At 68.7% G+C, this 24,243-nt stretch carries 19 protein-coding genes and 1 riboswitch; of the genes, 12 read left to right on the plus strand and 7 right to left on the minus strand.

The window, feature by feature from the left end; genetic code table 11:
• Positions 1 to 92 precede the first annotated feature (92 nt).
• A complete protein-coding gene (locus tag ACIQCZ_RS18280; RefSeq protein ID WP_376275169.1) occupies positions 93 to 530 on the plus strand; it encodes an SsgA family sporulation/cell division regulator in 438 nt (145 codons plus the stop codon).
• Positions 531 to 610: 80 nt separating this feature from the next.
• Here the strand turns inward: ACIQCZ_RS18280 and ACIQCZ_RS18285 are convergent, their stop codons facing one another.
• Positions 611 to 1,933, minus strand: coding sequence for a YibE/F family protein (locus ACIQCZ_RS18285; RefSeq protein ID WP_402283354.1), 1,323 nt, complete (start codon positions 1,931 to 1,933; stop codon positions 611 to 613).
• 70 nt (positions 1,934 to 2,003) lie between these two features.
• Positions 2,004 to 2,137, plus strand: a riboswitch (TPP riboswitch).
• Between ACIQCZ_RS18285 and thiC the strand changes: the two genes are divergently transcribed.
• Positions 2,130 to 3,905 (plus strand): phosphomethylpyrimidine synthase ThiC, encoded by a 1,776-nt coding sequence (gene thiC, locus ACIQCZ_RS18290; protein WP_402283355.1) that lies wholly within the window; start codon positions 2,130 to 2,132, stop codon positions 3,903 to 3,905. Its footprint overlaps the riboswitch before it by 8 nt.
• Positions 3,906 to 4,096: 191 nt before the next feature.
• Here thiC and ACIQCZ_RS18295 read toward each other — a convergent pair whose 3' ends face one another.
• From ACIQCZ_RS18295 to ACIQCZ_RS18305, 3 genes are all read right to left on the minus strand, one after another.
• A complete protein-coding gene (locus tag ACIQCZ_RS18295) occupies positions 4,097 to 4,921 on the minus strand; it encodes a hypothetical protein (RefSeq protein ID WP_402283356.1) in 825 nt (274 codons plus the stop codon).
• 182 nt (positions 4,922 to 5,103) lie between these two features.
• Positions 5,104 to 6,162 carry a metallophosphoesterase gene (locus ACIQCZ_RS18300; RefSeq protein ID WP_402283357.1) on the minus strand — a complete coding sequence of 353 codons (1,059 nt, stop codon included), beginning with the start codon at positions 6,160 to 6,162 and terminating at the stop codon, positions 5,104 to 5,106.
• Positions 6,163 to 6,335: 173 nt separating this feature from the next.
• On the minus strand, positions 6,336 to 7,448 hold the full coding sequence (locus ACIQCZ_RS18305) for a LacI family DNA-binding transcriptional regulator (RefSeq protein ID WP_351076280.1): 1,113 nt from the start codon (positions 7,446 to 7,448) through the stop codon (positions 6,336 to 6,338).
• 371 nt (positions 7,449 to 7,819) lie between these two features.
• Between ACIQCZ_RS18305 and hisC the strand changes: the two genes are divergently transcribed.
• The 5 genes from hisC (at position 7,820) to ACIQCZ_RS18330 (ending at position 17,093) form a co-directional block, all read left to right on the plus strand.
• Positions 7,820 to 8,899 (plus strand): histidinol-phosphate transaminase, encoded by a 1,080-nt coding sequence (gene hisC, locus ACIQCZ_RS18310; RefSeq protein ID WP_376274506.1) that lies wholly within the window; start codon positions 7,820 to 7,822, stop codon positions 8,897 to 8,899.
• Between the two features lie 307 nt (positions 8,900 to 9,206).
• Positions 9,207 to 10,718, plus strand: a complete 1,512-nt coding sequence (locus ACIQCZ_RS18315) for a cytochrome ubiquinol oxidase subunit I (protein WP_402283358.1) — start codon at positions 9,207 to 9,209, stop codon at positions 10,716 to 10,718.
• A gap of 18 nt (positions 10,719 to 10,736) precedes the next feature.
• Positions 10,737 to 11,738, plus strand: a complete 1,002-nt coding sequence (cydB, locus tag ACIQCZ_RS18320) for a cytochrome d ubiquinol oxidase subunit II (protein ID WP_402283359.1) — start codon at positions 10,737 to 10,739, stop codon at positions 11,736 to 11,738.
• A gap of 43 nt (positions 11,739 to 11,781) precedes the next feature.
• On the plus strand, positions 11,782 to 15,300 hold the full coding sequence (cydD, locus tag ACIQCZ_RS18325; RefSeq protein WP_402283360.1) for a thiol reductant ABC exporter subunit CydD: 3,519 nt from the start codon (positions 11,782 to 11,784) through the stop codon (positions 15,298 to 15,300).
• An 83-nt stretch (positions 15,301 to 15,383) separates the two neighbouring features.
• The gene (locus ACIQCZ_RS18330) at positions 15,384 to 17,093 is read left to right on the plus strand and encodes a GAF domain-containing sensor histidine kinase (protein WP_402283362.1); all 1,710 of its coding nucleotides are present in this window, start codon (positions 15,384 to 15,386) and stop codon (positions 17,091 to 17,093) included.
• A 193-nt stretch (positions 17,094 to 17,286) separates the two neighbouring features.
• Here the strand turns inward: ACIQCZ_RS18330 and ACIQCZ_RS18335 are convergent, their stop codons facing one another.
• Both ACIQCZ_RS18335 and ACIQCZ_RS18340 read right to left on the minus strand, forming a co-directional pair.
• Positions 17,287 to 18,153 carry an HAD hydrolase family protein gene (locus ACIQCZ_RS18335; protein ID WP_402283364.1) on the minus strand — a complete coding sequence of 289 codons (867 nt, stop codon included), beginning with the start codon at positions 18,151 to 18,153 and terminating at the stop codon, positions 17,287 to 17,289.
• 235 nt (positions 18,154 to 18,388) lie between these two features.
• Positions 18,389 to 19,297: an LLM class flavin-dependent oxidoreductase gene (locus tag ACIQCZ_RS18340; protein ID WP_402283366.1), complete on the minus strand. Its 909-nt coding sequence runs from the start codon at positions 19,295 to 19,297 to the stop codon at positions 18,389 to 18,391.
• Positions 19,298 to 19,551: 254 nt separating this feature from the next.
• Here ACIQCZ_RS18340 and ACIQCZ_RS18345 point away from each other — a divergent pair, with 254 nt between their 5' ends.
• Genes ACIQCZ_RS18345 through ACIQCZ_RS18360 form a run of 4 tightly spaced genes read left to right on the plus strand, consistent with a single transcriptional unit; the run spans position 19,552 to position 22,419 of the window.
• Positions 19,552 to 19,908, plus strand: coding sequence for an SseB family protein (locus ACIQCZ_RS18345; protein ID WP_402283367.1), 357 nt, complete (start codon positions 19,552 to 19,554; stop codon positions 19,906 to 19,908).
• Positions 19,905 to 20,537: a hypothetical protein gene (locus tag ACIQCZ_RS18350; protein ID WP_402283368.1), complete on the plus strand. Its 633-nt coding sequence runs from the start codon at positions 19,905 to 19,907 to the stop codon at positions 20,535 to 20,537. The genes ACIQCZ_RS18345 and ACIQCZ_RS18350 overlap by 4 nt, the downstream gene beginning before the upstream one ends.
• Positions 20,538 to 20,578: 41 nt before the next feature.
• The gene (locus ACIQCZ_RS18355) at positions 20,579 to 22,186 is read left to right on the plus strand and encodes a WXG100 family type VII secretion target (protein ID WP_402283559.1); all 1,608 of its coding nucleotides are present in this window, start codon (positions 20,579 to 20,581) and stop codon (positions 22,184 to 22,186) included.
• Positions 22,186 to 22,419 (plus strand): hypothetical protein, encoded by a 234-nt coding sequence (locus ACIQCZ_RS18360; protein WP_073790865.1) that lies wholly within the window; start codon positions 22,186 to 22,188, stop codon positions 22,417 to 22,419. Before ACIQCZ_RS18355 ends, ACIQCZ_RS18360 begins: the two co-directional genes overlap by 1 nt.
• Positions 22,420 to 22,516: 97 nt before the next feature.
• Here ACIQCZ_RS18360 and ACIQCZ_RS18365 read toward each other — a convergent pair whose 3' ends face one another.
• Positions 22,517 to 22,762, minus strand: a complete 246-nt coding sequence (locus ACIQCZ_RS18365; protein WP_402283369.1) for an LLM class flavin-dependent oxidoreductase — start codon at positions 22,760 to 22,762, stop codon at positions 22,517 to 22,519.
• 184 nt (positions 22,763 to 22,946) lie between these two features.
• Here ACIQCZ_RS18365 and ACIQCZ_RS18370 point away from each other — a divergent pair, with 184 nt between their 5' ends.
• Positions 22,947 to 24,155: a hypothetical protein gene (locus tag ACIQCZ_RS18370; protein ID WP_402283371.1), complete on the plus strand. Its 1,209-nt coding sequence runs from the start codon at positions 22,947 to 22,949 to the stop codon at positions 24,153 to 24,155.
• Positions 24,156 to 24,243: the final 88 nt, after the last annotated feature.

The following is a 24,243-nucleotide window of genomic DNA, read 5'->3' on the forward strand; positions in this document are numbered from 1 at the left end:
CCTTGTGATCTGCTATCGCGTGCACCACGATGGCGTCAATAGGGCCACGGGGGATCATTCCTGGCCAGATTCATCTACTGCGGGGTTGAACGATGCGCGAGTCGGTTCAAGCTGAGGTCATGATGAGCTTCCTCGTCTCCGAGGAGCTCTCTTTTAGGATCCCGGTGGAGCTCCGATACGAAGTCTGCGATCCATATGCGATCCGGATGACCTTCCATCTGCCCGGCGACGCCCCCGTCACCTGGGCATTCGGCCGTGAGCTGCTGCTCGACGGCCTCAACAGCCCCAGCGGGGACGGCGATGTACACATCGGGCCCACGGAGCCCGAGGGGCTGTCCGACGTACACATCCGTCTCCAGGTGGGCGCGGATCGCGCCCTCTTCAGGGCCGGTACGGCGCCGCTCGTGGCCTTTCTCGACCGCACCGACAAGCTCGTGCCGCTCGGGCAGGAGTGCACGTTGGGTGACTTCGAGGGCAATCTGGAAGAGGCCCTGGGCCGGATCCTCACGGAGGAACAGAACGCCGGCTGAAGAGCGCGGCGCCGCAGGTCGGCCCGCCGGTCGAACACGACACCCGCCGAATGGGTGAATCGCTCTCCGTGTGGGGGCGTTCAAGCCCTCGCCCTTCGACGGCGGCCCTTCCCGGTCCGTACGGGTGCTGGAGCTACGGCTTCCGCGCCGAGCCCCGTGCGGTCCGCGGAGACGACCAGCGCGGCGAGCAAGGTCGTCACCGGCACCGAGGCGACCAGCCCGATCGAGCCGACCAGCGTTCGTACGATCTCCTCCGCCACCAGTTCGCTGTTGGCCACCGTCCCCACGCTGCTCCGGGCGATCGAGAACAGCAGCAGCAGCGGCAGCGCGGCGCCCGCGTAGGCCAGCACCAGCGTATTGACGACCGAGGCGATGTGATCACGCCCGATCCTGATCCCTGCCCGGTAGAGACCCCGCGCACCCATCGTCGGGTTCGCCTGGTGCAGTTCCCAGACCGCAGATGTCTGGGTGACTGTCACATCGTCGAGCACCCCGAGCGAGCCGATGATCACACCGGCCAGCAGCAGGCCGCTCATGTCGATGTGCGGGTACAGGCCGTGGATGAGGCCGGTGCTGTCATCGGTGTTGCCGGTCAGGCCGGCCCAGCCGATGAAGAGTGATCCGAGCAGCCCGATCAGCAGCAGGGAGATCAGGGTGCCGATGACGGCGACCGAGGTGCGGGCGGTCAGGCCGTGGCACATGTAGAGCGCGATCAGCATGATCGCACTGGCCCCGATCACTGCGACGAGCAGTGGATTCGAGCCCTGGAGGACGGCCGGGAGGATGAACAGCGTCAGCACGGCGAACGACACGGCGAGCGCGACCAGTGCCATCACGCCGCGCATCCTGCCCACCGCGACCACCACCAGGGCGAAGATTCCGGCGAGCAGTGTCATCGGGAACTTCCGGTTCACATCCGTCACCGAGTACTGCAGATCATGGGGGGCGTCCGGGGCGTACGCCACGACCACGCCCTGTCCCTCGCGCAACTGACGCGGTGCGTCGGGCTGGACGATCTCGAGGAACGTCCGGCCCTTGTCGTGACCGGTCGTCACTTCGACGGTGGCTTTCTCGCACAACCCCGCCCCGTTCCCCGGCGGCGTCGTGGGGTCGCCACTGGTGGGCATCTGGGCGGCGTTCACTTCCTTGCAGTCCACCTTGTCGATCCTCACCACCTTGGCCTGCTGGGTCTGCCGGTCGAATCCGACACCGGTCCGCTCGTGCGGGGGCGCACTTCCCGGCCAGAGCGCCACCAGGCCGACGACGACCGCGGTGGCGAACGGGATCAGTACGGCGGCGATGACCTTGCGCAGATGTTTGGAGACGGGAGCTGCGGGGCCGTGGCCGTGGGAATGGCCGTGCTGATGGCCCTGCGGGTCGGAGTCGTTCTGGGGGGACGTCACCGGCCGATCATCGCAAGAGGAAAAGGGCCCTCTGTTCATTCCGCCGGACAGGGCGCTAGCGTGGGGGGACCTTTGCACACGCGGGAGCTCGGAGCACCGGGCTGAGAGGGCGCTGATATCCGTACATCTGTACGGGACAGGCTGCGCCGACCGCCGAACCTGTTACCGGGTAATGCCGGCGTAGGGAGTAGGTCTCATGACCACATCGGACACACGCACGCCTGCCTCGAACCAGAGCGACGAGGCCGGGAAGTCCATCGGCTGGCACAAGGGGTACGTCCAGGGCTCACGCCCGGACCTCCGGGTGCCGGTCCGTCAGGTGCACCTCACCAACGGCAAGGACGTGACGCTGTACGACACGTCGGGGCCGTACACCGATCCCACCACCGAGACCGATGTCCGTCGCGGTCTCGCACCGCTGCGGGAGAACTGGATCATCGCGCGCGGCGACACCGAGGAGTACCCGGGCCGCCCGGCCCGCCCCGAGGACGACGGGCTCAAGCACACCTCACCGCGTGGTGGGCTGCGCAACCTCGACGCCGTCTTCCCCGGCCGCCCGCGGCTGCCCCGCCGCAGCCGGGACGGCCGGCCGGTCACCCAGCTCGCGTACGCCCGCCGGGGCGAGATCACTCCGGAGATGGAGTACGTGGCGATCCGGGAGGACGTCGAACCCGAGGTGGTGCGCGAGGAGATCGCCGCGGGCCGGGCCGTGCTGCCGGCCAACGTCAACCATCCCGAGACCGAGCCGATGATCATCGGCAAGCGGTTCCTGGTGAAGGTCAATGCGAACATCGGCAACTCCGCGGTGACGTCCTCCATCGAGGAGGAGGTGGAGAAGATGACATGGGCGACGCGCTGGGGCGCCGACACGGTCATGGACCTTTCCACCGGACGCAACATTCACACCACCCGTGAGTGGGTTCTGCGCAACTCCCCCGTGCCGATCGGCACCGTTCCCCTCTACCAGGCCCTCGAAAAGGTCGACGGCAAGGCTGAGGAGCTGACCTGGGAGATCTACAAGGACACCGTCATCGAGCAGGCCGAGCAGGGCGTGGACTACATGACGGTCCACGCCGGTGTGCGCCTGCCGTACGTTCCGCTGACCGCCCGCCGCAAGACCGGCATCGTCTCCCGCGGCGGCTCGATCATGGCGGCGTGGTGCCTCGCGCACCACAAGGAGTCGTTCCTGTACGAGCACTTCGAGGAGCTCTGCGAGATCCTCGCCACGTACGACGTGACGTACTCGCTGGGCGACGGGCTGCGCCCCGGGTCGATCGCCGATGCCAACGACGAGGCCCAGTTCGCCGAACTGCGCACGCTCGGTGAGCTGAACACGATCGCCAAGCGGTTCGGTGTGCAGACCATGATCGAGGGGCCGGGCCATGTCCCGATGCACAAGATCAAGGAGAACATCGACCTGCAGCAGGAGATCTGCGAGGAGGCGCCGTTCTACACGCTCGGCCCGTTGACCACCGATGTCGCTCCGGCGTACGACCACATCACCTCGGGCATCGGTGCGGCGATGATCGCCTGGTGGGGCACGGCGATGCTCTGCTACGTCACGCCCAAGGAGCACCTGGGCCTGCCCAACCGGGACGATGTGAAGACCGGCGTCATCACGTACAAGATCGCGGCCCATGCGGCGGACCTCGCCAAGGGGCATCCGGGGGCGCAGGACTGGGACGACGCGCTCTCCGACGCCCGCTTCGAATTCCGCTGGGAGGACCAGTTCAACCTGGCTCTCGACCCGGTCACGGCAAGGGAGTTCCATGACGAGACGCTGCCGGCCGAGCCTGCGAAGACGGCGCACTTCTGCTCGATGTGCGGCCCGAAGTTCTGCTCGATGAAGATCTCCCAGGACATCCGTCGTGAACACGGCGGCTCCCAGGCGGAGATCGAGGCGGGCATGGCGGAGAAGTCCAGAGAATTCGCGGCGGCGGGCAACCGCGTCTATCTGCCGATCGCGGACTGAGCCCGTCGCACGGCGCCGGGGGTGGTGAAGGTCTTCTCGCGGACCTTCACCACCCGTCCGCCGCTCTCCGGGGGCGCGACGGGACCGGGGAGCGGTGGCGGCGAACGGGGCGGCGCGTGGGAGTCGACTGATCGTCAGGAGCGCTCTGCGGCAGAGGACTTACCGGCCGTCGTCGATACGAACGGACCCGGTCAGTCCGGTTCGTGCTCAGGCCCGCCGAAGTCGGGGCTGGTGAAGTCCGGACTGGTGAACGTCGGGCGTGGGCCTGCCGCCGGGCCCTCGTCCGGGCTCGTGAAGTCCGGGCTGCTGTAGCCGATCTTCGGGATGCGGTTCGCCGAGCGATGCGGTGTGCGCGATGCGCGGCCGGCCTCGGGGTCGGCGAGCGCGTCCCTGAGGAACGGCAGGATGCCGCGTTCCAGCAGTGCGTGGCGCCATGCCTCCCGGGCGCGTGCCACATCCTCCGGCAGCTCGTCCTCGGCGTCCTCGGAGGGCTGCGACGCCGAGCCGTTGCGCAGCGCGGTGATGAGCAGTCCGACGGCGGCGGCGAGGATCGCGGCGGCCATCACCGCCGCGAAGAACCAGCCCGCGGTGACCATGGTGGAGGCGAAGGACGGCGGCGGGCTGAGCAGTTTCAGCAGATAGCCGGCCAGCAGGAATATGAACGCGGCGGTGCCGGCGAGTACGGGCGCCAGGACCGTTATGACAGCCCCTATGCCGGCGCCCGACCGGTTCTGACGGCCCGTTCCGGGACCGACGCCCGAATCCTCGCCCGCTTCTTCGGCCGGTCCACGCAGCTCTTGCCGGGCCTTCACATAGTGCTCGTACTCGGTGGCGGCCGTGGCGGTGATCAGCGCCGTGGCGTCCAGCGCCATGGTGCGCAGCTGGACGGCATTGAGCCGCTCGCCGACCGCGGCCAGATCCGGTCGTTCATGTGCGTGGCGCAGTGCGTCGTCGAGGATCCGCTCGTACTCGGGGCGGTCCTCGGTCAGCAGGTGCGGAGCGCTTTTCATGTGCATCCCCCGATGCTCCGTTGGGCCTGAGTACCCGCTCGTACCGGGCAGTTGGGCGGAAACGGAGGAGAGCCTGCTACTGATACGCCGATGGTAGAGCGCCCACGGCACGGGGTGACAGGGGGTTTCCGGAAATAGGCCCAGTGATCGGCGCGGTCAGGTCGTGGAAGCGTCTTCCCGGAAGAACGTCAGTCATGCAGGGGCAGTTGGACGACCAGTAGCTTTCCGGCCATGGTCACTCCGCCGTCCATGGCGATGGCGAGGCCGTCCGCGTAGACGTGCGGCCCTTCGACCACGGGGCCGGAACCGTCCTCTCCGTCCTCCGAGCCGACCTCGCCGAGAAGGTACGGAATGGGGCTGTGACCATGGACGATGCGCTGTCCGCCGTAGGCCGACATCAGCTCCCGGACGGCCTGCGGGCCCGCCTCGTCGCGGAAGGCGAACCGCTTGGTGAGCTTCCGGAACAGGTCCCAGCACTCGTCGGCGTCGTTACGCGTGAGAATGGCGTGCACGGTGTCGTTGACGTCCTCGATGTTGGTGCCGTAGTCGAGGTACGCCGTCGTGTCGGAGTGCATCAGCAGATGCCCGTCCTCCTCGACGATCGCGTCGAGCCGGGACATCCACTGGAGGTGGACATCCTGAAGCCGCTCCATGTCGTTCTTCTGGCCGCCGTTGAGCAGCCAGGCGGCCTGGAAGGTGGCGGTGCCCGCGCCGGAGTTCACCGGGGTGTCGCCGAACCGCTTGGCGCCGATGAGCAGCAGTTCGTGATTGCCCATCAGGGCCTTGCAGTAGCCGCCGGCGGCCGCTGCCTCGGCGGAGAGACGCATCACCAGGTCGATGACGCCGATGCCGTCGGGGCCGCGGTCGGTGAAGTCGCCGAGGAACCAGAGCCGGGCATTGCCCGCGGACCAGTTGCCCTCGGCGTCGATGAGGCCCTGTTCGGCGAGGGCGGTGTGGAGCTCGTCCAGATAGCCGTGGACATCGCCGACGACGTACAGCGGTCCGAGCCCCGGCTCCGGAACGGGCCGGGGGTCGGGGACGGCCCGCACCTGGACGGTGTCACCGCGGTTGATCACGGGGAGATCGCGCTCGGTGGGGGTGTACCCCTCAGGCAGTCCGTCTTCCGGGACCGCGTTGCCCGGGTGCGGCGATGAAGGCGGCACCGGGGTCTGCGCATAGGGCGGTACGCGGAAGTCACGCAACGTCGCAGTCCGCACCACGGGTTCCTGACCGGCCCCCTGTGTCATCGACCCCTCCACCACCGTCGCGCCGCCGTACACCTGACGGGCCCTGCTGGTCGGGGTGGTCCGCGGTGTCGTGCGCCCATCATAGGAATGCGAATCGTGCTCTGTGACGCACCAGGGGTGGTGAATCCGGGCGCACGTCAGGTTCACCGGCCGATTGGTCTGAAATCGCCTGATCAGTCCCCTGCGGGGGAGCGGGGCGCGCTGACCGTGGTGCGGGGTGGACGGCGTTGCGAGGACGTCCGGACGATGAGCTCCGTCGGTATCACCTGCTCCACCGGTCCGTCGTGATCGACGCCTTCGATGGCGTCGATCAGCAGTTGGACGACCGCCGTGCCGATTCTGCGCGGCTTGAGCGACAGGGTGGTGATGGGGGGCTCGGTCGTCGCGTACACCGTGGACTCGCTGCAGCAGACCAGCAGGAGGTCCTCGGGGACGCGCAGGCCGTATCTGCGGGCGGCCGCCAGGAGATCGGTGCCGTTGGGGTCGAAGAGCCCGTAGACGGCGTCGGGCCGGTCGGGGCGGGCCAGCAGCCGGTCGGCGGCGACCGCGCCCGCGCACGGGTCGTGGGCGGGATAGGACTCGTACACCGGATCCTGGCCCACGCGCTCGCACCAGTGGAGGTAGGCGGTGGTGGAGAGCCGGGTGTACGTGTCGGTGGTGGTGCCGGTGAGCAGGCCGATGCGGCGGGCCCCGGCGGCGGCGAGATGGTCGAGGAGGTCGAGCACGGCGGCCCGGTGGTCGTTGTCGACCCACGCGGTGACCGGGAGCGTTCCGGCCGGCCGGCCGTCCGAGACGACGGGCAGACCCTGGCGTACGAGTTCCGTGACGACCGGATCCTGGTCGGAGGGGTCGATCACGACGGTGCCGTCGAGAGCGACGTTCGACCAGACGTCGTGGCGTGAGGTGGCGGGCAGGATGACGAGGGCGTAGCCGCGGGCGAGCGCGGCGGAGGTGGCCGCTCTGGCCATCTCTGCGAAGTAGGCGAACTCCGTGAAGGTGAAGGGTTCGTCCCCGTACGTCGTCACGGTCAGGCCGATGAGGCCGGACTTGCCGGTACGGAGGGTTCGGGCCGCGGCGGAAGGGCGGTAGCCCAGGCGCTCAGCGACCTCACGGACATGGCGGCGGGTGGCGTCCGGGAGCCTGCCCTTGCCGTTGAGCGCGTCGGAGACGGTCGTGATGGAGACGCCGGCGGCGGCGGCCACGTCCCGGATTCCCGCTCGTCCCTGCCGGCCGCCGCGCCGGGGTGTCTCCGTCCGGCTCACCTGGTGCTTCCCTGCTGCTGTCATGGCGAGCCGATAGTAGGGCTCGGACAGGCGGTTGGCCCGGCTGCATATTCACTCATTGGCAGGCACGTTTTTGCATGATCATTAGGTGTCAAATGCCTTGCAAAGCAAGAGCGTTGGCTGGATCCACCGTTATGTGTCATGCATCGAACCCGCTGGGCCTACTAAACGGCCGATGTCTCGAAGAGGTCTCATCTCACCTCTTCGGGGGACGCGCGCCACGGCGTGAGCCACCGGCGCGCGTCAAGGAGAGAAGCGCTCCCCCCGATTCCCGGTCGCACCGGACGATTGGACGCTTCGACCATTCGCAGCAGCGCCCAATCCTCATAAGGTGAGCAGTATTGATGTGTACAGACGGTCGAGGAGGACCTGCGGTGAGCGAGACGAGCCCCAAGCTGCGCGCCGAGCTGGACGGCGTCCCCGCCTATGTGCCGGGCAAGCCGGCTGCTGCCGACGGACCGGTTGCGTTCAAGCTGTCCTCCAACGAGAACCCGTATCCGCCGCTGCCCGGCGTGATGGAGTCTGCCCTCGCCGCGGCCGCGAACTTCAACCGCTACCCGGACATGGCCTGCACCGGTCTGATGAACGAGCTGGCCGACCGTTTCGGTGTGCCCGTCTCCCATCTCGCCACCGGAACCGGCTCGGTCGGTGTGGCGCAGCAGCTGCTCCAGGCCACTTCGGGGCCGGGCGACGAGGTCATCTACGCCTGGCGCTCCTTTGAGGCGTACCCGATCATCACGCAGGTCAGCGGTGCGACCTCGGTGAAGGTTCCGCTGACCGACGGTGAGGTGCACGACCTCGACGCGATGGCGGACGCGATCACGGACCGCACCCGGATGATCTTCGTCTGCAATCCGAACAACCCGACCGGCACGGTGGTGCGCCGGGCCGAGCTGGAGCGGTTCCTGGACCGGGTGCCGAGCGATGTCCTGGTGGTGCTCGACGAGGCGTACAAGGAGTTCATCCGCGACGTCGAGGTGCCGGACGGCATCGAGATCTACCGGGACCGGCCCAATGTGGCGGTGCTGCGGACGTTCTCCAAGGCCTACGGCCTGGCCGGTCTGCGGGTCGGCTTCGCCGTGGCCCATGAGCCGGTGGCGGCGGCCCTGCGCAAGACGGCGGTGCCCTTCGGGGTCAGCCAGCTCGCGCAGGACGCGGCGGTGGCCTCGCTGCGCGCCGAGGACGAACTCCTGGGGCGGGTCGGCTCCCTGGTGTGCGAGCGCGACCGGGTGCAGCGGACGCTGGCGGAGCAGGGCTGGACGGTGCCGGAGTCCCAGGCGAACTTCGTCTGGCTGCGGCTCGGGGACCGTACCGCCGACTTCGCCGCGGTGTGCGAGCGGGCCGGCGTGGTGGTCAGGCCGTTCGCGGGCGAGGGCGTGCGGGTCTCGATCGGGGAGGACGAGGCGAACGATCTGTTCCTGAAGGTGACGGAGTCGTACCGCAAGGACCTGTAGAGCGGCGCGCGGCGACCTGCGCGCATGTGAGGCTCCGGGCCCCGTACCTCGTTCGCGAGGTGCGGGGCCTTCGCGTTCGAGGCCGTGGGCGGAGTCCGGACCGCGGCGGTCCGGGGATGTCTGCTTCGGGGGGATTGATCGGAACATCCCAAGAGGGGTACCCCGCCCGAACGTCCCGAAAGTCCGTGCGCCATAATTGCTTGTGAATGTGAACGCGTTCACAAGCCTGTCCTGTTTCATCCCGTGATTAGTCGGATTTAAAGGGCAAATTGCCGGTGCGACTACGGTGACGTAAGGAGAAGACGACGTGGAGCTAGCTCTGGCGCCGGAAACCCTGGCGCGATGGCAGTTCGGTATCACCACCGTCTACCACTTCCTGTTCGTCCCCTTGACGATCTCTCTCGCCGCGCTCACCGCCGGCCTGCAGACCGCGTGGGTGCGTACGAACAAGGAGAAGTACCTCAGAGCGACGAAGTTCTGGGGCAAGCTTTTCCTGATCAACATCGCCATGGGCGTCGTCACCGGCATCGTCCAGGAGTTCCAGTTCGGCATGAACTGGTCCGACTACTCGCGGTTCGTCGGTGACATCTTCGGTGCCCCGCTCGCGTTCGAGGCGCTGATCGCCTTCTTCTTCGAGTCCACCTTCATCGGACTGTGGATCTTCGGCTGGGACAAGCTCCCGAAGAAGATCCATCTCGCCTGCATCTGGATGGTCTCCCTCGGGACCATCCTGTCCGCGTACTTCATCCTGGCGGCCAACTCCTGGATGCAGCATCCGGTGGGTTACCGGATCAACAAGGAACGCGGCCGGGCCGAGCTGACCGACTTCTGGCATGTGCTCACCCAGAACACCGCGCTCGCCCAGTTCTTCCACACCATCACCGCCGCCTTCCTGGTCGGAGGCGCGTTCATGGTCGGTATCGCCGCCTTCCACCTGGCACGCAAGAAGCACATCCCGGTGATGCGGACCTCGCTGCGGCTCGGTCTGGTCACCGTGGTGATCGCCGGGCTCCTCACCGCAATCAGCGGTGACCAGCTGGGCAAGGTCATGTTCAAGCAGCAGCCGATGAAGATGGCCGCCGCCGAGGCGCTCTGGGAGGGGCAGGACGCGGCACCCTTCTCGATCTTCGCGGTCGGCGACGTGGCCAAGGGCCACAACACCGTGGAGATCTCCATCCCCGGGATACTGTCCTTCCTCGCGGACGACAACTTCACCTCGCACGTCCCCGGCATCAACGACATCAACAAGGCCGAGCAGGAGAAGTTCGGTCCCGGCGACTACCGGCCCAACATCCCGGTTGCTTTCTGGAGCTTCCGCTGGATGATCGGCTTCGGGATGGCGTCCTTCGCCCTCGGCCTCCTCGGACTGTGGCTGACGCGGAAGAAGTTCATGCTGCCGCCGGGGATGCGGACCGGCGAGGACGAAGTGCCTCACCTGGTCCTCTTCAAGAACAAGGCCCTCAGCCCCAAGCTCGCCAAGTGCTACTGGATCGTCGCGCTCTGGACGCTGCTCTTCCCGCTGATCGCCAACTCATGGGGCTGGATCTTCACCGAGATGGGCCGTCAGCCCTGGGTCGTCTACGGAGTGTTCCAGACCCGCGACGCGGTCTCCCCCGGCGTCTCGCAGGCCGAGGTGCTCACCTCGATGATCGGCTTCACCCTGCTCTACGCCGCGCTCGCGGTGATCGAGGTCAAGCTGCTCGTGAAGTACATCAAGGCCGGGCCGCCGGAGCTGACGGAGGCCGACCTCAACCCGCCCACCAAGATCGGCGGCGACGACCATGACGACGCCGACCGGCCGATGGCCTTCTCCTACTGAGAGCAGAGGAGCTGAGAGATGGAACTCCACGACGTCTGGTTCGTGCTCATCGCCGTCCTCTGGACCGGCTACTTCTTCCTGGAGGGATTCGACTTCGGAATCGGTGTCCTGACCAAGCTGCTGGCCCGCGACCGCAAGGAGCGGCGGGTTCTGATCAATACGATCGGCCCCGTCTGGGACGGCAACGAGGTGTGGCTGCTCAGCGCGGGCGGTGCGACCTTCGCCGCCTTCCCCGAGTGGTACGCCACCCTGTTCTCCGGCTTCTACCTGCCGCTGCTGATCATCCTGGTCTGTCTGATCGTGCGCGGCGTCGCCTTCGAGTACCGGGCGAAGCGGCCCGAGGACAAGTGGCAGACCAACTGGGAACACGCGATCTTCTGGACCTCGCTGATCCCGGCGTTCCTCTGGGGTGTGGCGTTCGGGAACATCGTGCGCGGCGTGAAGATCAACGCCGACATGGAGTACGTGGGCAACTTCTGGGACCTGCTCAACCCGTACGCCATCCTCGGTGGACTGGTCACGCTCACCCTCTTCACCTTCCACGGTGCCGTGTTCGCGGGACTCAAGACGGTCGGGGACATCCGGGAGCGGTCGCGCAAGCTGGCGCTGAAGCTGGGGCCCGTCACCGCGGTGCTCGCCCTCGGCTTCATGATCTGGACCCAGCGCGACAACGGCGACGGCTGGAGCCTGCTGGCGATGGGCATCGCCGCGGTGGCACTGGTCGCCGCGATCGGCGCGATCGCTGCGGGACGCGAGGGCTGGGCGTTCGCGTTCTCCGGTGTGACCGTCGCGGCCGCCGTGGCCATGCTCTTCCTGACGCTCTTCCCGAACGTCATGCCGTCCTCGCTGAACGACGCCTGGAATCTCACGGTCACCAACGCCTCGTCCACCCCGTACACGCTGAAGATCATGACCTGGTGTGCGGGGATCGCCACCCCGGTCGTCCTGCTCTACCAGGGCTGGACGTACTGGGTGTTCCGCAAGCGCATCGGTACGCAGCACATCGCCGAAGCGCACTGAGCGCAACTGGTCCGCCGACCGAGCCCACTGGGAGCTGTTTCACGTGAAACCGATCGACCCGCGCCTGCTCCGCCACGCCCGAGCGACCCGCCTCTTTCTGGCAGCCCTGGTGGCACTCGGAGTTGTCGGTGCGGCGCTGGTCATCGCCCAGGCCATGCTCGTCGCCGAAGTGGTGGTGGGCGGGTTCGAGGACGGGCTGACCGTCTCGGGGCTACGGACCCCGTTGATTCTGCTCGCCGCGGTGGCACTCGGCCGGGGGCTGGTCTCGTGGCTGACCGAACTGGCCGCGTACCGGGCCGGCGCGGCGGTCAAGTCCGAACTCCGCGGCCGGCTGCTGGAGCGGGCGGCCGCGCTCGGCCCCAACTGGCTGAGCGGGCAGCGCACGGGCTCCCTGGTGGCGCTCGCCACCAGGGGGGTCGACGCGCTCGACGACTACTTCGCGCGCTATCTGCCCCAGCTCGGTCTCGCGGTGGTCGTGCCGGTGGCGGTCCTGGCCAGGATCGTCACCGAGGACTGGGTCTCGGCGGCGATCATCGTGGTCACGCTGCCACTCATCCCGCTCTTCATGATCCTGATCGGCTGGGCCACCCAGTCACGGATGGACCGCCAGTGGCGGCTGCTGTCCCGGCTCTCCGGACACTTCCTTGACGTGGTCGCAGGACTGCCGACGCTGAAGGTATTCGGCCGTGCCAAGGCGCAGGCCGAATCCATCCGCACCATCACCTCTCAGTACCGCCGGGCCACCCTGCGGACCCTGCGGATCGCGTTCCTGTCGTCCTTCGCCCTGGAGCTGTTGGCGACCCTGTCGGTGGCTCTCGTCGCCGTCACCATCGGCATGCGGCTCGTGCACGGTGAACTCGACCTCTACACCGGTCTGGTGGTGCTGATCCTGGCGCCCGAGGCCTATCTGCCGATCCGGCAGGTCGGAGCGCAGTACCACGCGGCCGCCGAGGGTCTCTCGGCCGCGGAGGAGATCTTTTCGGTCCTGGAGACCGAACCCCGGCCCGGCGGCACCGCGGGCATCCCGACGTCGCTGCGGCTGGAACTGGAGGGGGTGACCGTACGGCACGAGGGCCGTACCGAACCTTCTCTGGACGGGGCCTCATTGGTGGTGGACGAAGGGGAGACCGTCGCCCTGGTCGGCCCGAGCGGCGTCGGGAAGTCCACCCTGCTCGATGTGGTTCTGGGATTCACGGCGCCCGACGAGGGGCGGGTGCGGGTCGGTGGCATCGATCTGGCGACGCTGGCGCCCGAGCGCTGGCGGGAGCGGATCGCCTGGGTGCCGCAGCGTCCCTATCTCTTCGCGGGCACGATCGCGGAGAACGTACGGCTGGCGCGGCCGGACGCGGACGACGACGCGGTGACCGCGGCGCTGCGCGACGCGGGCGCGTACGACTTCGTCGCGGAACTGCCGGACGGTGTCCGGACACTCCTCGGTGAGGACGGTGCGGGTCTCTCCGCCGGTCAGCGTCAGCGGCTCGCGCTCGCGCGGGCCTTCCTCGCCGACCGGCCGCTGCTGCTGCTCGACGAGCCGACCGCGAGCCTGGACGGCGAGACGGAAGCGGGAATCGTCGAGGCGGTACGGAGACTGGCGGCGGGGCGGACCGTGCTGCTCGTCGTGCACCGTCCGGCGCTGCTCTCGGTGGCCGACCGGGTGGTGACGCTGGAACCGGGCGTGACCCTTCGCCCGGAGAAGCCCGAGCCATCCGCCGCGATGCCACGGCCCACGGGCGCAGCCGCCGACGGAAGCGACGTGCCGTCGGACCGCGAGGTGCTGCGGGACACCGCGGCCCGCTCCGGACAGGTCCTCGCCCGGGTCAGGGAGGCCGCCGGGGCCCAGCGCGGACGGCTGGTACTCGCGTTGCTGCTGGGAAGCCTCGCCCTGGGTTCGGCCGTCGGGCTCATGGCCGTCTCCGGCTGGCTGATCTCCCGTGCCTCCGAACAGCCCCCGGTGCTCTATCTGATGGTCGCCGTGACCGCGACCCGTGCTTTCGGTCTCGGACGGGCCGTCTTCCGCTACGCCGAGCGTCTGGTGTCGCACGACGCGGTGCTCACGATGCTCGCCGAGCTGCGCGTCGCGGTCTACCGGGGCCTGGAGCGCGTCGCCCCTGCCGGTCTGCGCCGGGCCCGGCGCGGTGACCTGCTCTCCCGGCTCGTCGCCGATGTCGACGCCCTCCAGGACTACTGGTTGCGCTGGTTGCTGCCCGCCGGGACCGCCGTCGTGGTGGGGGCGGCGACCGCCGGATTCATCGGCTGGCTGCTGCCCGCGGCGGGCGTGGTGCTGGCCGCCGGACTGCTGCTGGCCGGAGTGGCAGTGCCGTTGGTCAGCGGGGCCTGCTCCCGCCGTGCGGAACGCCGGCTGGCCCCCGCACGTGCCGACCTGGCTGTCCGGATCACCGATCTGCTCGGCGGGACCGCCGAACTGACCGTTGCGGGGACCCTGTCCGACCGCCGGGCGCGTGCCCGGGAGGCCGACGGAGTTCTGACCCGTATCGCCGCCCGCGCGGCGACCTCCACCGCGCTCGGCGGTGGTCTCATCGCTCTGATCGGCGGCCTCACCGTCGTCGTCACCGCGCTCGTCGCCCTCCCGGCCGTGCACGACGGGCGGCTCGCCGGCGTGGAGCTCGCGGTGGTGGTGCTCACGCCGCTGGCCGCCTTCGAGGCCGTGACCGGTCTGCCCCTCGCCGTCCAGTACCGGCAGCGGGTCAAGCGCAGTGCGGAGCGGGTGTACGAGGTGCTGGACACCCCGCTGCCGGTGAGCGAACCGGACAGCCCGGCAGCGGCACCTGGATCGCCCTTCCCGCTGGAGGTGCGGGGGCTGTCGGCCCGGTACGCGGGCGCAGGGCGGGATGCCCTGGACTCCGTCGACCTGAGGCTGACCGCGGGCCGCCGGATCGCCGTCGTCGGCCCGTCCGGCTCCGGGAAGACGACCCTCGCGCAGGTCCTTCTCCGGTTCCTGGACGCGCGAGCGGGCACGTACCGGATCGGCGGGGTCGAGGCCGCCTCACTGGAGGGGGATACGGTCCGGCGGTTCGTCGGGCTGTGCGCCCAGGACGCCCACATCTTCGACAGTTCCATCCGGGAGAACCTGCGGCTGGCCCGTACCGATGCGACGGACGAGGAACTGAGGATGGCTCTCGACGGGGCACGGCTGCTCGACTGGGCCGAGGCGCTGCCGGACGGGCTCGACACCCTCGTCGGTGAACACGGAGCACGCCTCTCCGGCGGCCAACGACAGCGCCTCGCGCTGGCACGGGCGATCCTTGCCGACTTCCCCGTACTGGTTCTGGACGAGCCCGCGGAGCATCTCGACCTGGCGACGGCGGACGCCCTGACGGCGGACCTGCTGGCCGCCACCCAGGGACGTACGACGGTGCTGATCACCCACCGTCTGCAAGGACTCGAAGCCGTCGACGAGGTGGTGGTGCTGGATGCCGGCCGGATCGTGCAGCGCGGTCCGTACGCCGATCTTGCTGCCGGGGAGGGCCCGTTGCGCCGGATGCTGGAGCGTGAGCGGGAGACCGCGCGGGGGGCCGAAACAGCCGTGGGCGTACCGGCGTGAGCCGGACGGGTGAGTCGGACGGGTGAGTCGAACGGAACAATAGCCAACTTTCCTCACCAATAGGGACTAACTAGTCTCGGGGTATGTCAGAGCAGGACTCGAAGGACTCACTCGAAGCCGCAACGCGGGCGACCCGCAGCCTGCAGGGCCTGTCCACCGAACTCACCGCTCGGGTGCCGCAGCTGCTGGAGGCCATGCGCTCCGTCGGCACGGGCCTCGAACTGCACTCCACCCTCGACCGGATCTGCGAGACCGCGGCCGAACTCGCCCATTGCCGCTATGCCGCCATCGGCGTCGTCGACGAGGAGGGTGCGGGGCTCTCCGATTTCGTCACGTACGGAGTGCCGGACGCAGTGGCGCGCGAGATCGGGCGCCGCCCCGACGGGCACCGGGGGCTGCTCGGAGCGCTGATCCACGATCCGGGTCCGGTGAGGCTCGCCGATCTCACGGCCGATCCGAGGTTCGCCGGATTCCCGCCCGGCCACCCGCCGATGCGGACCTTCCTCGGCGTTCCGATCCGCGTACAGGGAGAGATCTTCGGAAATCTCTATCTGGCCGAGAAGGACGACGGAGGCGAGTTCAACGACTACGACCTGCACATGGTGCGGGTGCTCGCCACGGAGGCCGGGATCGCCATCGGCAACGCCCGGCTGTACGAGGCGGCGCGTCAGCGCGAGCGCTGGATCGACGGTTCGGTGGCCGTGACCACCGCCCTGCTCTCCGGCGGTGACGCCGATGACGCGCTCTCCGTCGTCGCCGAACAGGCCCGTCATCTCGCCGCGTCCGCCGCCGGGATCGTGCTGCTGCCGACGGAGGGAGGCGGTCTGGAGATCGTCGCGGTCTCCGCGGACGACGACGCATCCGCCCCGCTGGGGGTGATCATCGGGCCTCAGAGCCCGGTGGTGGCGAAGCTGCTGGGCGGCGAGGCGGTCTTCGTGGACGACTCGGCCACCGATTCCCGCATGGTCACCAAGCTGGCCCACCACTTCGGCCCCAGCATGCTGCTGCCGCTGCACAGCGGTGGGCGGGTGCTGGGCGCGCTCGCCACCCCTCGCGCCCGGGGCGACAGGCCGTTCACCGAGACGGAACGGACCCTCGCCACCCAGTTCGCCTCGCAGGCCGCACTCGCGCTGATGATGGCCGAGGCCCAGCGGGACCGGGAACGGCTCGCCGTCTACGAGGACCGTGACCGGATCGCCCGCGATCTGCACGACCTGGTCATCCAGCGGCTGTTCGCCACCGGAATGATGCTGGAGAGCGCCCAGCGCAGGTCGGACGTGCCCGAGGTGCGGACCGGTGTCGGCCGGGCGGTCGACGAACTGGACGTGACCATCCAGGAGATCCGTACCGCGATCTTCGCGCTGCAGCAGGAACCCGCGGAGGCACCGTCCGGGCTGCGCACCCGTGTCCTGCGCGAGATCAACATGGCGGCGGTCCCGCTGGGCTTCAAGCCCTCGCACCGCTTCCTCGGCCCGGTCGACTCGCTGGTGGGCGAACTGACCGGGAAGAACCTGATCGCCGCGCTGCGGGAGGCGCTGTCCAATGCCTTCCGGCATGCCGAGGCATCGTCGATCGACGTGGTCGTCGACGCGACCGTCGCGCTGCCCGACGGGAGGGACGCGGTGCGGCTGTCGGTCGCCGACGACGGGATGGGCATCCCGGAGAGCGGTCGGCGCAGTGGGCTGCGGAACCTGGCACGGCGGGCGGAGTCGCTGGGGGGTGCGAGCTGGTTCGGGCCCGGCATCGGGGAGGACGGGGGCGGCACGACGGTGGTGTGGGAGGCGCCGATCTGAGCCGGTGGCGGGGTGCTCGGGGTCCGGCTTCGCGGGGGCACGGCTGCACGGCCTCATCCGGCCGAGGCGGCCGAGCACGTTGCGCGGGGTGAAGGCGGTGGGCGGCACGCGGACGCGGGCCCCGCCTGCCGTGTCGCGGGCAGGCGCAGGCCTCGGCCGCCGTGTCGGGCATCCGGCTCCGGGCGCAGGCCTTTCAGCCTGCCGTGTCGCGCATCCGGCGTTCGGCGAGGATCTGTTCGATGACGACCGCGACGCCGTCGTCGCCGTTGGTGGCGGTCCGGCCCGAGGCGGCGGCGAGTGCGGCCGGGTGGGCGTTGCCCATCGCGTACGAGGTGCCCGCCCAGCTGAGCATCTCCACGTCGTTGGGCATGTCACCGAAGGCGACGACCTCGGCGGGCGAGATGCCGCGCTCGGCGCAGCAGAGCGCCAGGGTGCTGGCCTTGGAGACCCCGGGGCCGCTGACTTCCAGCAGGGCCGTGGGACTGGACCGGGTGAAGGAGGCGCGGTCGCCGGCCGCTGCGCGGGCCAGGGAGAGGAAGTCGTCCGGGGACAGTTCGTCGTGGTGGGCGAGGAGCTTCAGCACAGGAGCGCCGCTGCCGGGCGTCTCCTCGCTGAGCAGTTTCTCGGCGACGGCGACGGTGGCGCCGGGGTCCAGGTGGAAGGGCGGGTAGGCCGGTTCGTAATGGATGCCCGTGGCCAGTTCGACAGCGAAGGAGGTGCCGGGTGCGGCGGCGCGCAGGGTGTGCACGACGTCCAGGGCGATGTCGCGCAGCAGCGGTCGGACCTTGACCAGCTTGCCGTCCGCGTGCAGATCGGCGACCGCGGCGCCGTTCGCGCAGATCGCCAGGCCGTGGCCGTGGACGTGGTCGCTGACGACATCCATCCAGCGGGCCGGGCGTCCGGTGACGAAGAAGACCTCGATACCGGCCTCCTCGGCGGCGGCGAGCGCGGCGACCGTACGGGCCGAGACGGTCTTGTCGTCACGCAGAAGGGTGCCGTCCAGGTCGGTGGCGATCAGCCGGGGAGCGGCAGGCGAAGGCGAGTCGGTAGCTGAGGTCACACGCTCATTCTCGCGTACGAAGCCGCACGGGCGTGCGGAGGGGCGCACAAATGAGGATGTGCACCCCTGACCGGGGACCATGCCTGTTGCATATGCCATTGGTTTTCGATCCGTGGTGCCGGGCCGATCGGCTGTGACGGTGGGCCGATCGGCCCGGCGACGGTCCGGTGGGGTTGTGCCGGGTCCGCCAGGGGGAGGTCCGGGACGGGACGGGTCGGCGGTCGCGTCGGGGCCGTCAGGGGGCGAGCTGGGCCAGGCCCTCGGTGGCGATGCGCTCGAAGATCTTCTCGTCCGCCGCGAAGTCGGAGTCCTGGATCGGCCAGTGGACGACGATCTCCGTGAAGCCGAGGGCGAAGTGGGTGCCCGCGAAGTCCACGAAGGCGTCGACGGACTGCAGCGGTCGGTCCGGGGTGAAACCGGTGAGCAGGATCTTGTCCATCCCGTCGACGTCCCGGCCGACGGACTCGCATGCCGTGCCCAGCTTGGTGATCTGCCCCCGGATGGCCTCCACGGACTGTTTTGGGGTCCCCGTCTCGTACAGCTTGGGGTCCCCCGTGGTGACCCAGGCCTGGCCGTACCGCGCGGCCAGCTTCATCCCGCGCGGCCCGGTGGCGGCCACCGCGAACGGCAGCCGGGGACGCTGGACGCAGCCGGGGACGTTCCGGGCCTCGTTCGCCGCGTAGAACCGGCCCTCGTACGTCACCGAGGGCTCGCGGAGCAGCTGGTCGAGCAGCGGCACGAATTCGTCGAAGTGGTCTGCCCGCTCGCGCGGCGTCCACGGCTCCTCGTCGCTCCGGCGCAGCGTCGTGGCGTCGAAGCCGTTGCCGCCTGCGCCGATACCGAGGGTGATCCGTCCGCCGGAGACGTCGTCCAGCGTGATGAGGTCCTTGGCCAGCGTGACGGGGTGCCGGAAGTTGGGGGAGGTGACGAGGGTGCCGAGGCGGAGCCGCTCGGTGGCCGTCGCGGCGGCGGTGAGGGTGGGCAGCGCGCCGAACCACGGGCCGTCCCGGAAGGACCGCCAGGACAGGTGGTCATAGGTGTACGCCACGTGGAAGCCGAGCTCCTCCGCGCGCTGCCACTTGGCGCGGCCGGCCTCGTGCCAGCGGTCGACGGGAAGGATCACGGTGCTCAGGCGCAGGCTCATGCCGACGAGCCTACGTCCGTTCAGCGGACAGCCGACGCCTCGTCGTGGCCGGATCCTGATGAGCCCGAGGTGCTTCGGCTCGAACAGCCGAGGGTGACGAGCTGGCATTCTGGAGCTGACCGGCGAGCCGACGGAGGTTCTGGGTGGGGTTTGACGAGGAGTGGGCTCAACTTAAGTCCGAGGCTGTCAAACGAGCGGCTTCAACGCCGACGGTGCCGCCGGTTGCGCGTGCGCTTCCAGCAGAGGTCGGTCCCGTGGAACAGGCTCGGGAGGCGGTACGGGAGCGGCTTGCGGACTTCCGTAGCCGCGTGGTACTGGTGCCGCTGGAGGAGCAAGATGGGCTGTGGACTGCCGAGTTCGGGGGCCTGGACTGGATCTGTGCGTTCTCCGATGAGGAAGCGTTGGCCCGATTCGCTGCTGCGCGTGGCGAGGAGGGCCGGGAGTGGTCGTACCGGCGGGTGGTCGGTGCACGGCTGCTGGATGAGGTAGTGCCGGTGCTGGACTTCCCGTGCGGTGTGGCGTTGAACGCTGCGGGGCCGGACGGAGCCGTGTTTCCGCCAGTGCGCGGGATCGTGCCGGATGCGGCGGCACTTGACGGGGAGGCGGCGTGAGCGGCGACCAGCCCGACCTCAGCTCCTCCAAGGAAGCGCTGGGACAGATCGCACTGGGTATCACCCAGGCGCTGGAGGAGCTCAAAGAGCTCGGCATGGTGGGGATGGCGAGTATGGGGCGAGGTTTCGCCGACACCGCGCTGTCTGGGATGGAGACGGGCCACGAGGGGGTGGCAACCACATTGGGCACCTTCTGCGAGCGCTGGGAGTGGGGCGTTCGGGCGTTGGTGCAGCAGGGCAACACGTTCGCGGCGAATGTCGGGCTGTCGGCAGGCATGCTGCATGAGCAGGATCAGTACATTCAGGGCTCCTTCAAGGTGCTCGTCAACTCCGGGATGGGCAATCCGTATGCCACCGAGGAGGAGGTCATCGCCAAGGACTGGGGCGGGGTGTTCTCGGACAACGCCTACACCCAGATCCGAGATGCCGACTACAGCCAGGAGTCGTTGGACCGAGCCGCCGAGAACAGCAAGGAGGCGTGGAAGGGGACCGTCCGAGACCTCAACAGCTCCGAGATCCTCCTGCCCAACCAGCTCATCGACGCAACGGGGATGCGCGAAGAGGTGGACGCCGCAGTAGAGGACATGGTCGGGCCGCCGCCGAAGCCTCAGCAGGGTGGTGAGGGCTGACGGTGGACTGAGGAGGCCTGGCCAACAAGGGCCTGGGAAAGCTGGAGGAGGGTTGGGAGGCCGGGAAGAAGGCCCTGGGCGAGGGTATCGACCAGGCCACCGACTGGGCTGGGAAGGGGCTCGACCACGTCGGCGCGCACGACTGGGCGGACAAAGTCGAGGATTGGGGCGATGATGTCGCCTCCGACCTCGGGGCCTCGATACGTGAGCAGCATCTCGGTGAGACGGAACAGGCCAATGAGCTGATCCATGGATCGCCTGCGGCTCTTCGGGAGTCGGCGACGCACTTCAAGGACTTCCAGGCAGCCTTCGACCGCGTTGGCCAGGGCATGCGCGCGCTGGACTCAGGCCACTGGAAGGGGCAGGCGGCCGACGCCTTCCGGGAGAAGTTCGCGATGTATCCGGCGAACTGGCTTCGGGCGGCCGACGCCTGTGAAGCCGCCAGCAACGCGCTTCTCCGCTACACGGAGACCGTGGAGTGGGCACAGAGGCAGGCCCAACAGGCGATCGACCTGTACAAGAAGGGCAAGAAGGCGTCCGAGGACGCCGTCAGCGCCTACAACTCCAAGGTCGACGGCTACAACGCGGCCGCACGGGCCGGCCGCGACCCGGGGCCGAAACCTCCCTCGTTCAGCGATCCAGGTGTGGCGGACGTCAGGTTGGCCTTCGAGACGCTGAAGGAGGCACGGCGTCAGCGCAACGAGGCCGCTGCCACCGCTGAGCGGGCCATCGCCGCCGCGACGGAGTACGCGCCTGCCGAGCCGCCGCCGCTCGACCGGGCCATGGCCTCGTGGGTCGACTCGCGAGGGGCCAACGCCGTCGAGTTCAACCACTTCGTGGGCGGGGTGGTCAAAGGAACGGCGGGACTCCTCACCTTCGTACGCGGCCTCAACCCGCTCGATCCCTACAACCTGACTCACCCGGCTGACTACCAGCAGCACGTCAGTATGACGCTGGCGGGCCTCGTCTCCACGGCAGCCCACCCCGAGCGCGTCCCCGGAGCACTCATCGACAGTTTCAGCGCGGATCCCAGCGAAGGGCTGGGCCGGCTGGTCCCGGACCTGATCGGTACGAAGGGATTCGGCGGGGCCCGGGCGGGACTCCGCGTCGCCGCACGGGAAGGACTTGAAGGGGCGGCCCAATCCGGGATCCGGCACTCCGACGAGTGGCTGACAGGTGCCCGCAGACGTCCGAGGGACATCCTGGACGATCCCGCCCAGACACGGTGGGCCGAGGACGCGTACGCGGACTTCATGCGGGACTCGCGGGACATCGACGCCATCAGCAATCACACGCAGGGACTGGCTCGCGACAATGGAGCGACGGGATTCTCATCGGAGGAGGTCACGGCGATCAAGAAGCATGTCTTCGACACGGAACACCCCATCGAAGATTACGAAACAGGGAAGGTCGTCGTGCGCAAGTTCGACGCCGATGCAGAGATCGCGGACGCGTGGATTCGCTTGAGAGCCGGGAACTCCCTGCCCGAGGACAGACTCCTGCTGGAGCACGAGCTGGCTGAGCTCACCTACCTCCGGGAGAACCCCGGTGCGACCTACCAGGAAGCGCATAGGGTCGCCAACGAAACGTACAATTGGCAGGATTCCGTACCGCTGAACAAGCGGGAAGACATTGAGGGTGAGTGGTAGTGGCCGCACTCGTCTACTTCCGGAAGATCTCCGAGGACGCGGAGCTGGTCCGCTACGAGTTCGGGGACGATCCGGACAGCTTTTCGCGACACCTGACCATGGACAAGGAATCCCGCACGTCGTCGGCTGACGACGACCGGACGGACTACTCGTTCCTCAAGGCGTCCCGAAAGATCAACGCTATGCGCGAGGAGCGCGGTCAGTGGCCGGACCGTGGCATGAGCGTGAGCTGACCGGACTCCGTCATGGCTTCAGCCCAGTTCCTCGTCGACCAGGGTGTGCCGACGTCCGGGCCGTGGCGGAACGAGCGGATAACGCTGAAATCGCAGGTCAGGCTGCGATAGGTGAACAAGGCTTGACTGAGGTGACGAGGGTGCCCAGGCGCATCCGCTGGGTGACGGCGGCCGCGGCGGTGAGAGTCGGGACCGCGCCGAACCAGGGTCCGTCGCGGAACGTCCGCCAGGACAGGTGGTCGTAGGTGTAGGCGGCGTGGAACCCCATGTCCTCGGCGCGCTGCCAGAACTTCTGGCCCTCGTTCCAGCGGTGGATCGGAAGAATCACAGTGCTCAGACGCATGCCTCAGACGATACGCCGGGGCTTTCCGCTTCCACGGATGTGCCGCCGGAGCAAGAACCAGGAAGCCGTGTCGGCGTCGCCGTGGAGGCCGTTACCGTGGCCTCATGGGCATGCTGGGCGGCCTCATGGGCATGCTGGGCGAAGCCGAACTCGAAGCCGTGATCGACGAGGCGAAGGGCTGGACATGGCTGACCCCGTAGAGGGCGCGAATCAGGGCGCCGGCGGACCGTCGCTGACGGATCTCATCGAGCGCAGTGCCACGTTGAAGGAGCGACTGGTCGCCTTCGCGCAGAGCGCCCGCTTCGACCGCTGGTTGACGCCCCTCCTGCTGGATGCCGCAGGGCCTGAACGGCAGTTGGACGAGAACGAGGCGATCCGGATCACCGACCACTTCATCCTGCGACACCGCCTGCCGGGCGGCTCGACGGTGGTGGACCGGTTCATCGCCGCACGGAAGGACTTGACCGCATCCGACCGGGAGATGCTGCTCGGCTGGCGTGACCCGGTCGAGGGCGTCTTCGAGATCCGGCGCAGGGAAAGGGATGCCGTCGTCCTGCTCAACCTGGTCAATGACCTGGAGTTTCGCACGTACTCGAATGTCGGGCCGACCGCGTTCCGTGGAGTATCCAAGGGAGGGTTCCTCCACACCTGCCTGGTACCCGTGCACTCGACAGGCGGGGCGTGGCTGGTGTCCGGGGCGATGTCGTACTACCCCAGGTCCAGTGCCGCCGAGATCGCCCAAGCCGCCCTCGGCCTTGCCACCAGCCGGCCCGAGCTGGTCTTTCGTAACCCCGCGAAGATCGAGCAGGGATGGCAGCGGATGCGGGAGGACCGAGCCGCATTCATCGAGTTCTGCGGCAGCGACGAACTGGTCCTCCCGCCTGCCGAAGCCGAGGAACGACTCAACGCCTACTACCGTCGGCGTCAGGACGCAACTGTCGAAGGACAGTCCGGTCGTGCCCGGGGCAGGCGGCTCCCCGGCCCGGGCCTGCCCCTCTTCGAACTGCCGTGGGAACTGGCGGACTCGGACACCGTCGGTGTCATCTACGATCCCGTCGACGGGCTCAACTTCTACGCGGACTACGGGATGCTGCGGGACCTCTTCGAGGACCCCGCCCTCGCAGGACGCAGAGAGCATCAGGACCTGCTGCGCACGTACCTGCGCGAGGAGTCGATCACGCCACTGCCGATCTGCCGACTGGCCACTGCCCACCCGGAGGCAGCCGACGTGGTGTTCCGGAAGTTCCTGCGGAAACCCGGATTCACCTGGAGCGAGCACGGTGATGCGCTGCTGCGCCGGCGCAAGCCCTGGTACTACGAGAGCGAGCCGCGCCCCGGGGTGTCCGTCATCGGCGACCGCCTGAGTGAGCTGCTCGGCGCGGGACGGCGCTGAGCGCCTGTGCGGAGAAGCCGGCCGCTGGTCAGGCTGCGATAGGTGAACAAGGCTCGCCTGAGGTGACGAGAGTGCCCGGGTGCATCCG

The sequence above is a fragment of the Streptomyces sp. NPDC093149 genome, from assembly GCF_044754145.1.
Lineage (GTDB): Bacteria > Actinomycetota > Actinomycetes > Streptomycetales > Streptomycetaceae > Streptomyces.